The organism is Thermodesulfobacteriota bacterium, from assembly GCA_036482575.1.
Classification (GTDB): domain Bacteria; phylum Desulfobacterota; class GWC2-55-46; order GWC2-55-46; family JAUVFY01; genus JAZGJJ01.
In genome coordinates this window covers 1-9,842 of record JAZGJJ010000180.1, presented here as the reverse complement: position 1 = coordinate 9,842, position 9,842 = coordinate 1, and the positions used below count along the sequence as shown (strand labels likewise).

Below are 9,842 nucleotides of genomic sequence, written 5' to 3'. Positions count from 1 at the left end.
CGGACTACGACATAGTGGCCGGGCTATGCTACGCCGTGGCCCGGAACTTCAAGGCCACGATCGGTAAAGGTAAAGATTTTAAAAAGCCGGTGGCATTCCAGGGAGGGGTGGCCGCGAACGCAGGCGTCAGGAAGGCATTCAAGGACGTCCTCGAACTCGACGACGACGACTACATAATACCCGAGCGCTACGCGTCCACCGGGGCGCTCGGGAGCGTCTTTAACGCAATCGAAAAGAACAAAGGGGTGGGAGAGTTCAAGGGGCTCGCCGAGTTAGAGGCCTATCTAAAGGACGGCAGGAAGCAGGATAAGGTCCTCGAAAAACTCTCCCGCCCCACGGGCCACCCCTCGGAGCTGAGGACCTCCACCGGCTACCTCCTCGATGCGGAGAAGAAGCTTGACGTCTACCTCGGGCTCGACGTCGGCTCCACGAGCACGAACGTCGTCCTTATAGATAAGGAGATGAAGCTCGTCACCAAGCGCTATCTCTCGACTTCAGGACGTCCCATTGAGGCGGTAAGGAAGGGGCTCGACGAGGTCGGTGAGGAGTGCGGCAAGTTCGTTAACGTGCTCGGCGCGGCCACGACCGGCTCCGGCAGGTACCTTACGGGCGACTTCGTCGGCGCCGACTGCGTGAGGAACGAGATAACGGCCCAGGCCACCGCCGCCGCCGAGATAGACCCGGAGGTGGATACCATATTCGAGATAGGCGGGCAGGACTCCAAGTACATATCCCTCAAGGACGGCGTGGTGGTGGGCTTCGAGATGAACAAGGTCTGCGCCGCCGGCACGGGCTCCTTCCTCGAGGAGCAGGCCGACAGGCTCGGCATAAACATAAAGGAAGAGTTCAGCGACCTGGCCCTCGCCTCCACCACACCGCCTCCCATGGGCGAGAGGTGCACCGTCTTTATAGAGACCGACATGGTGCACTACCAGCAGAAGGGGGTAGGGAAGGACGGGCTCGTTGCCGGGCTCGCCTACTCCATAGTGCATAACTACCTGAACAAGGTGGTCGGCGACAGGCCCGTCGGGGAGAAGATATTCTTCCAGGGCGGCACGGCGGCGAACCTCGCCGTGGTCGCGGCCTTCGAGAAGATTACAGGCAGGGAGATTACGGTCCCCGAGCACCACGACGTCACCGGCGCCATAGGCGCGGCCATACTCGCCATGAGGGAGATGGACTCCGCCAAAGAGACGAAGTTCAAGGGGTTCGACCTGAGCAGGAGGAAGTACGCGCTCAAGTCGTTCGAGTGCAGGGATTGCGCCAATATCTGTGACATAAAGGAAGTCAAGATCGAGGGCGAGGCCCCGCTGTACTACGGGAGCCGCTGCGAGAAGTACGACGTAAAGAGGGACGACGTCGAGAAGAACGAGCTCCCCGACCTCTTCGGTGAGCGCCAGAAACTGCTCTTCTCGTCCCGCTGGGGCAGGAAGCTCCCTAAGGACGCACCGGCCATAGGCATACCCAGGGCGCTCTTCGTCTACGAGACCTACCCCTTCTGGAAGGCGTTCTTCTCCGAGCTCGGCTTCCGGACGGTGCTCTCCTCGGGCACCAATAAGGACATAATAGAGGAGGGCGTCGGGAGGATAGTCACCGAGACCTGCTTCCCGGTGAAGGTCGCCCACGGCCACGTCTACGAGCTTATCGAGAAGAAGGTGGAGAAGATATTCCTCCCGAGCGTGATCAACATGAAGCCCGCCAGGGAGGGCCAGCACCACACGGCCGTCTGTCCCTACGTCCAGACCATGCCCTACCTTTCCAACTCTTCGTTCGATTTCGAGGGGGTCGAGGTCATAGCACCCGTCTTACACTTTAACCAGGGAAGGGCGGGGCTCAGGAAGGAGTTCCAGAAACTCGGGAAGATGCTCGGCGCGGGCAAGGGGGCTACCGAGAGCGCCATGACGGCCGCCTTCTCCGCACAGGACGAGTTCCGCCGGGCCCTCTTGAAGCGCGGCGAGGAGGTCATCTCCGGACTCTCCGACGACGACACGGCGATTGTGATAGTCGGCAGGCCCTACAATACGGCCGACTCGGGCATAAACCTCGAACTCCCTCAGAGACTCCGGGACTTGAATACCATCGCCATACCTCTCGACATGCTCCCCGTGGAGGACGCCATAGACGACGAGATGGCCAACGAGATGTACTGGAAGAGCGGGCAGAGGATACTGGCCTCGGCCAGGATAATAAGGGACGACCCGAGGCTCTACCCGATATATATAACCAACTTCGGCTGCGGCCCGGACTCCTTTATAGTGCACTTCATAAAGGAGGAGCTCAAGGGGAAACCCTTCCTCCAGCTCGAGATAGACGAGCACTCGGCCGACGCCGGGGCCGTAACCCGATGCGAGGCGTTCCTCGACAGCCTCCGGAACATAAGGAAGAAAAAGGTGCGCCCCGCGGCCGTGAAAGAGGTGTCGAATACGAAGTCCGAGGTGAAGAAGAGGCTCTACATCCCGAACATGAGCGACGGCACCCACGCCCTTGCCGCGGCCTTCCAGGCCTTCGGGGTGGACGCCGAGGTCATGCCGGACCCGGACGACGAGTCCCTGAAACTCGGGCGCCGCTATACCTCGGGCAAGGAGTGCTACCCGACCACCCTTACGACCGGCGACATGGTGAAGATGATACGGAGTCCGGAGTTCGACCGGGGGAAGAGCGCTTTCTTCATGCCCTCGGGCAAGGGCCCCTGCAGGTTCGGCCAGTACAACCGCTACCACAGGCTCGTCCTGAAGGATCTCGGCTTCGAGGACGTGCCCGTCTACGCTCCGGACCAGGACGAGGAGCTCTACAAGGACCTCGGCGTGGTGGAGAAGGACTTCCCCAAGGTCGCCTGGTGGGGGGTAGTCGGCGTGGACCTCCTGGAGAAGAGGCTCCGCGAGACCCGGCCCTACGAGAAGACCGCAGGCGATACCGAGAAGGTATACTGGGACGGCGTAAGCAAGGTCTGCGACGCCGTACGCCAGAGGAGGTTCCCCGATAAAGAGCTCGATGACGCCAGGAAGGCTTTTAGCGCGATACCCGCCGACCCCCCAGGGTCGAGGCCCATCGTCGGCGTGGTCGGGGAGATATACGTCAGGAACAACCGCTTCAGCAACGACGACCTGGTTACCTCGCTCGAGGCGCTCGGCGCCGAGGTCAGGGTTCCGCCCATAGCCGAATGGATATACTATATGAACTTCTGCTCCAAGAGGAGGAGCAAGGTGAGGAAGAACTACGGCAACTACCTCGGCCTGTCCCTTACCAACTTCTTCCAGCACAGGTACGAGAAGAAGCTCGAGAACGTAATGAACGGGGACCTGAGGGGCGGGCACGAGCCGAGGGTCGAGGAGGTCATAAGGCTCGCGGCGCCGTACATCCACGACTCCTTCGAGGGCGAAGCGGTCTTGAGCGTCGGCAAGGTCATGGACTACATCCGTAACGGCGCCCACGGCGTGATCAACACCATGCCGTTTACCTGCATGCCCGGGACCGTGGTGAACGCGGTGCTTAAGAGGGTCCGGGAGGATAACGACAACATCCCCTACCTGAATATGGTCTACGAGGGCATAGAGGACACCAACGCGAAGACCCGTATGGAGGCGTTCGTATACCAGGCACGGGAGTTCATGGAAAGGCGGTAGGATGGAGACCGCGGTAATAGTCCTTATCGGGCTCGTGGCGGGAGCGCTCCTCAGCGCCCTCCTGATTAAAGCTTTCGGGGCGAAGGCAGGGGAGGCGGACACCATCCTCGGTGCCGTCCAGAGGGAGAACGAGGCCTTGAGGCACGAGCTGAACGAGGCCATTACAGGCAACATGGCGCTCGTCAACCAGCAGCTCGCCCAGGTAACAAGCCAGGTCACCAGCCAGCTCTCAAACGTCACCTCCCAGATCCAGACCTCGAGCGGCCAGATGAACGAGCGGCTGGACAACGCTGCCAGGGTGGTAAGTAACGTCAGCAAGGGGCTCGGCGAACTCGGCAAGGCCACGGAGAAGGTCTTCGATATAGGCAAGGACATAGCGAGCCTCCAGGAGATACTGAGCGCGCCGAAGCTCCGGGGCGGGCTTGGCGAGTTCTTTCTCGGGGACCTCCTGGCCCAGATACTCCCGCCCGGACACTTCGAGCTCCAGTACGGCTTTAAAAACGGCGCCAGGGTGGACGCGGTGATAAAGGTGAGCCACGGGCTCGTGCCGGTCGACTCCAAGTTCCCGCTCGAAAACTTTAAGCGCCTCATCGAAAGCACTACGGAAGATGAGAAAAAAGCCGCCAAGCGGAGGTTCATAAAGGACGTAAAGAACCGCATAGACGAGATAGCCTCCAGCTACATACTGCCGGATGAGGGCACCTTGAACTTCGCGCTCATGTACGTCCCGGCCGAGAACGTCTACTACGAGACGATCATAAAGGACGAGGAGTTCGGGGACGAAAAGCAGCTCGCCGCGTACGCCTTTTCCAAGAGAGTCGTCCCGGTAAGCCCCAACAGCTTTTACGCCTATTTGCAGACCATCCTCCTCGGCCTCCGGGGGCTCGAGATAAGCAAGGAGGCCCAGGCCATACTCTCCCACCTCGAGACCCTCACCAACGAGTTCGAGAAGTTCACAGGGGACTTCGAGGTGCTCGGGAAGCATATCTCGAACACCCGGGGCAAGTACGAGGAGGCCCAGAAAAAATTAGACCGGTTCGGCGAGAAGCTCGGCTCTCTCGGAGGCTCCGACACGCCGGAGATCGAGGAGCCCGCGCCGCCCACACAACCCACTGAGCAGCGGAAACTTATTTCCTGAGAGCCAGGCGCCCGTAAAGGAGAACCACTTTGGAAAACGGAAAGGGAAAGGACGTCTATAACGTAGCCGTGGCCGGGGCCACCGGCGTGGTGGGGAAGGAGATACTCTCCATCCTCGAGGAGAGGCGGTTCCCCGTAGGCGAGCTGAAACTCCTGGCCTCGGAGAGGAGCGAGGGTACGACCCTTGAGTTCAAGGGGGAGGAGTTTACGGTGGGCCGCCTCGATAAGGAGAGTTTCGAGGGTGTGGACATAGGGCTCTTCTCGCCAGGGGCGAAGGTGAGCGCCGAATACGCGCCCGTTGCCGCCGCGGCCGGGTGCGTGGTGGTCGATAACACGAGCCAATTCAGGATGGACCCGGACGTGCCGCTCGTGGTGCCGGAGGTAAACCCCGAAGCGGTCGCCGGCTACATGAAGAAAAAGATCGTCGCCAACCCCAACTGCTCGACCATACAGCTGGTCGTGGCCTTGAAACCCATTCACGACCGGTTCGGGATAAAGAGGGTCGTCGTAAGCACCTACCAGTCGGTCTCGGGCGCGGGCAGGGAGGCAATGGACGAGCTCACAGAGCAGGTAAAGAGCCTCTTCGCCATGAAGCCCCTGGAGAAGACGGTCTTCCCCCACCAGATAGCCTTCAACTGCCTGCCGCAGATAGACGACTTCCTCGACAGCGGCTATACCAAGGAAGAGATGAAGATGGTGAACGAAACGAAGAAGATTCTCGGTGACGACTCCATAAAGGTGACGGCAACGGCCGTGCGCGTCCCGGTCTTCGTCGGCCACGCCGAGGCCGTGAACGTCGAGACGGAAGACCCCATATCGGCCGAAGAGGTCCGCGCCTTAATGGAGGAAGCGCCGGGAATAAAGCTCCTGGACGACCCGGGAAAGGGCCTGTATCCCCAGCAGCTCTACTGTGCGGAGACCGACGAGGTGTTCGTCGGAAGGGTCCGTGGGGACGATACCGTAGAGAACGGCATAAACATGTGGGTGGTATCCGATAACCTCCGTAAAGGCGCGGCGCTTAATACGGTCCAGATAGCGGAACTACTCGTGAGGGAATACCTCTAAGTACCGGGGATGGCACGCAACATAAAGCTCACCCTCGAGTACGACGGTACGGACTATGTCGGCTGGCAGGTCCAGCCCGGCCTTCCGACGGTCCACGGCGTCCTGGTGGAGGGTTTAAAGAAGATTACGGGCGAGGAGGTCGCGCTTATCGCCTCCGGCCGCACCGACGCCGGGGTCCACGCGCTCGGCCAGGTCGCGAACTTCAAGACCACCTCTTCCATATCCGTCGACGGGATAAGAGACGGCCTTAACTCCGTCCTCCCCAAGGACGTGGCAATAACGGAGGCGTTGGAGGTACCGCCGGGCTTCGACTCCAGGAGGGACGCCAGGAGCAAGACCTACGCCTACCGGGTGCTCCGGAGGGAACACCGCTCTCCCGTCCTGGGCCGTTTTTCCTGGCACGTGGATCTCCCGCTGGACACGGACGTCATGAGCGAGGGCGCGGCCCTTCTGGTCGGCAGGAAGGACTTTTCCTCTTTCAGGGCCGCCGACTCGGACGCGGCGCATTCGGTAAGGGAGATATTCTCCTTCGACGTCGGGAAGGAGGGCGACATGATCGAGCTCCGCGTAAGGGGCACGGGGTTTCTGAGGCACATGGTGAGGGCGATGGTCGCTGCACTCGTGGAGCTCGGGAGCGGCAGGATTACGCTGGCGGACCTCGCCCGGATAGTCGAGGCCCGGAGCAGGGCCGCCGCGCCGTGGACCGCCCCGGCCAGGGGACTCTTTTTGATGGAGGTCGAGTATTAACGGAACGCAAGAGAGGAGAGGTGCCATGAGGAAATTTTCTTTCCCCCTTTTTTCCTTGATAACGGTCCTGGCGATGGGGCAGGCCCCGGTCCATGCTGAGTGGGGGGAGCGGGCCGAGCGGGGTGGTACGTCCGTGGGGATGAGCATAACGGACAGCTTTTACTTTACGGTAGGCAGCTACTACGGTCTGCCGGAAAGGAACGTCAGGGTCGCCAGGGAAAGGGGCATTCCGGACGAAGAGCTGTCGGTGGCGTTCTTCCTCGCGAGCCGGAGGCAGATGGACCCCATGACCGTGATCTCGATGAGGCTCGGCGGGATGAGCTGGATGGACGTAACGCGCAGGCTGGGTTTCGGAGCGGATGTATTCTACGTGCCCGTGGAGGGCGTTAAGGGGCCGCCTTACGGCAAGGCCTACGGTTACTATAAGAACAAGCCGCAAAAGGATTGGAAGTCGATAAAGCTCAGCGACGCCGACGTGGTGAACTTCGTGAACCTGAGGTTCCTCTCGGAGTACTACGGCCTCTCGGCCGGGGTGGTGATGGGGCTGAGGGGGGATGGGAAGGGTTTTGTCGCCATCAACGACGAGATAAGAAAGGGAAAGAAGGGGGATAAGGGGGATAAGGCCGGGCCCGGCGGGAAGGATAAGGGCAGGGGGAAATTTGACAACCGCCCCCCTAAACCATAGAATATATGCAATACGTCATATTACGCCACAGTACAATCGGAACGGAGGTTTTAAGCAATGCCCATATACGAATACAGGTGTAACGAGTGCGGGAAAGAGTTCGAGATGATACAGAAGTTCTCGGACGACCCCTTGACCGAGTGCATACACTGCTCGGGCTCCGTGGATAAGCTCATATCCAAATCTTCTTTTCACCTCAAGGGGAGCGGCTGGTACGCGACCGACTACGGCGGCAAGGGCAAGGCTCCCCCCGAATCCGATGGTAAATCCGGTGACAAGTCGGCGGACAAGGGTAAGGACAAGGCGCAGTCCACCGGGAAGCCGGAATGCGCGGGCTGTCCGTCATCGTCATAGAACCCCTTTCGGGGTAAGGCACTGCGGGCCGGGGTCGTGCAAGACCCCGGTTCTTTCTTTTTTTGAGGGAGGGGGGGTGAGGCGCGGATGGACATAAGGGATACGGCGGTAAGCGCGGCAAGGGAAGCCGGGGGTATGCTCAGAGAGAAGCTCGGCAGGGCAGGCACCATCGAGTTCAAGGGCGCCGTGGACCTCGTCACCGAGATGGACAGGAGGGCCGAAGAGCTTATCGTCAGCAGGATAAGGAAGGTCTTTCCGGACCACGGCATACTCACCGAGGAGAGCGAGGAGAGGGTGTCGGCCTCGGGCTGCCGCTGGGTCATAGACCCGCTCGACGGCACGACGAACTACGCCCACGGCTTTCCGGTCTTCTGCGTCTCCATAGCGTTCGAGGACCCCGAGGGGCTTCTTTTCGGCGTGGTATACGACCCCATGCTCGATGAGACCTTTACGGCGGAGAGAGGCGGGGGCGCGTACCTTAATGGCGAGAGGATACGCGTCTCCAAAACCGAGACGCTCGACAGGAGCCTCCTGGCGACCGGTTTCCCCTACGACGTCAGGACCTCGGAGAGGAACAACCTCGACCACTTCGCCGAGTTCGCGGTAAGGGCCCAGGCCATAAGAAGAGCCGGCTCGGCGGCGCTGGACCTCGCCTACGTGGCCGCTGGCAGGTTCGACGGTTTCTGGGAGATGAAACTCCGCCCCTGGGACGTGGCGGCCGCGGGACTCATGGTAAGCGAGGCCGGGGGATCGATAAAGGACATGGACGGCGGTCCTTTCTCATCTGCGACCGCCGACGTGCTTGCCTCCAACGGGCTTATAGAGGGCGAGATGAACGAGGTGCTCGGCCGCCCGGGCGTTCCCTGCCGGGGCGCTCCCCACCGGGGCACTCCCCGCGCCGGGAGGCCGTGACAGACTCAAAGGGGGGCAGACATGCTAAGGCCGATCGTTAACTTTGCCGTAGTCATTGGCGGGCTGTACCTCACCGCCCACCTCTTCCCCGGTGTGAGGGTGGACGGCGTTATACCCGCCGCACTAGTCGCTCTGCTGCTCGGTGTCGCGAACACATTCGTAAAGCCCGTCCTTAAGGTCATCGCCGTTCCCGTAAACTTCCTGAGCCTCGGGCTCTTCACCTTCGTAATAGACGCCGCGGTGCTGTGGTATATAGGCACTCTGGTGGTCGGCTTCGAGGTGACCGAGCTCGGCGCGGCCCTCGGGGGCGCGATCATAATAAGCATCCTGAGCGCCACCTCCAACACCCTCCTGGAGTAGTCAATAGTCTGAAGCCTGCGTTTGTTCCGAAGTTGTCCATATATTACCGGGCGGTCGGTGTTTTTGGCCTTGCGTCGGGGGGTGCTTTCCTGTATCATCAAATAATGGCTTTTTCCCTTTAAGGAGGCGTACTTTGGGATTTTTCATAACGTTCGAGGGCATCGAGGGATGCGGCAAGACCACCCAGGCGGAGATGCTCAAGGACTACTTCGAGTGGAAGGGCAGGGAAGTGGTGTCCGTAAGGGAGCCCGGCGGGACGGAGCTCGGTGAGAGGGTCAGGGCGATACTCGTAAGCGTCGAGGGCGAGGGGCTCGATTACTGGGCCGAGCTCTTCCTCTATGAGGCGTGCAGGGCGCAGCTCGTAAAGGACGTCATAAAGCCGTCGCTGGAAGAGGGGAAGATCGTCATATGCGACCGCTACAAAGACTCCACCCTGGGCTACCAGGGCTACGGCAGGGGGCTCGATATGGGGGCCGTTACATCGGTCAACGAATGGGCGTCCGCGGGTGTCGAGCCGAACCTGACGTTCCTTATGGACTGCTCCCCCGAGGAGGGCCTTAAGAGGGCGTGGCACCGCATAGGGTCGGCCGAACTCAAGGAGGACCGCTTCGAGAAGGAGGCCGTGGAGTTCCACGCCTCCGTCAGGAAGGGTTTTCTCGAACTCGCCGGTAAGGAGCCGCAGAGGATACGGGTGGTAAAGGGTGAGGGGGAGATAGAGGCCATACATAAAGAGATATGCGGTATAATAGAAAAGGCTGGTGTATAGATGTCTTTCGGAGATATCCTGGGGCATGAGAGGGAGACGGAGATACTCGGGAGGGCCATAGCTACCGGCAGGGTCGCCCACTCCTACCTCTTTGCCGGCCCGGACGGTGTGGGCAAGGGAAAGGTCGCCCGCGAGTTCGCGAAGGCCCTTAACTGCGAGGGGGGGGAGGGGGGGGAGGACAGACCGGGCATAC

Annotated in this window: 10 protein-coding genes; all 10 read left to right on the top strand. The window is 60.7% G+C overall.

Annotated elements, in window-relative coordinates; translation table 11 throughout:
• On the top strand, positions 1-3,623 hold a 3,623-nt coding region (locus V3W31_07865), incomplete at its 5' end, for an acyl-CoA dehydratase activase-related protein (GenBank protein MEE9614845.1).
• 1 nt (position 3,624) lies between these two features.
• A complete protein-coding gene (locus tag V3W31_07860; GenBank protein MEE9614844.1) occupies positions 3,625-4,761 on the top strand; it encodes a DNA recombination protein RmuC in 1,137 nt (378 codons plus the stop codon).
• Between the two features lie 29 nt (positions 4,762-4,790).
• Entirely contained in the window at positions 4,791-5,825 is a 1,035-nt protein-coding gene (locus V3W31_07855; GenBank protein MEE9614843.1) for an aspartate-semialdehyde dehydrogenase, read from the top strand.
• A gap of 9 nt (positions 5,826-5,834) precedes the next feature.
• A complete protein-coding gene (truA, locus tag V3W31_07850) occupies positions 5,835-6,572 on the top strand; it encodes a tRNA pseudouridine(38-40) synthase TruA (protein MEE9614842.1) in 738 nt (245 codons plus the stop codon).
• Between the two features lie 25 nt (positions 6,573-6,597).
• On the top strand, positions 6,598-7,257 hold the full coding sequence (locus tag V3W31_07845; protein MEE9614841.1) for a hypothetical protein: 660 nt from the start codon (positions 6,598-6,600) through the stop codon (positions 7,255-7,257).
• 57 nt (positions 7,258-7,314) lie between these two features.
• The gene (locus V3W31_07840) at positions 7,315-7,611 is read left to right on the top strand and encodes an FmdB family zinc ribbon protein (protein MEE9614840.1); all 297 of its coding nucleotides are present in this window, start codon (positions 7,315-7,317) and stop codon (positions 7,609-7,611) included.
• Between the two features lie 87 nt (positions 7,612-7,698).
• Positions 7,699-8,523 carry an inositol monophosphatase family protein gene (locus V3W31_07835; protein MEE9614839.1) on the top strand — a complete coding sequence of 275 codons (825 nt, stop codon included), beginning with the start codon at positions 7,699-7,701 and terminating at the stop codon, positions 8,521-8,523.
• 21 nt (positions 8,524-8,544) lie between these two features.
• Positions 8,545-8,883: a phage holin family protein gene (locus V3W31_07830; protein ID MEE9614838.1), complete on the top strand. Its 339-nt coding sequence runs from the start codon at positions 8,545-8,547 to the stop codon at positions 8,881-8,883.
• Between the two features lie 133 nt (positions 8,884-9,016).
• Positions 9,017-9,649, top strand: coding sequence for a dTMP kinase (gene tmk / locus V3W31_07825; GenBank protein ID MEE9614837.1), 633 nt, complete (start codon positions 9,017-9,019; stop codon positions 9,647-9,649).
• Positions 9,650-9,842, top strand: a 193-nt coding sequence (locus tag V3W31_07820) for a DNA polymerase III subunit gamma/tau (GenBank protein MEE9614836.1), incomplete at its 3' end; no start/stop codon positions are given. It abuts the gene before it with no gap.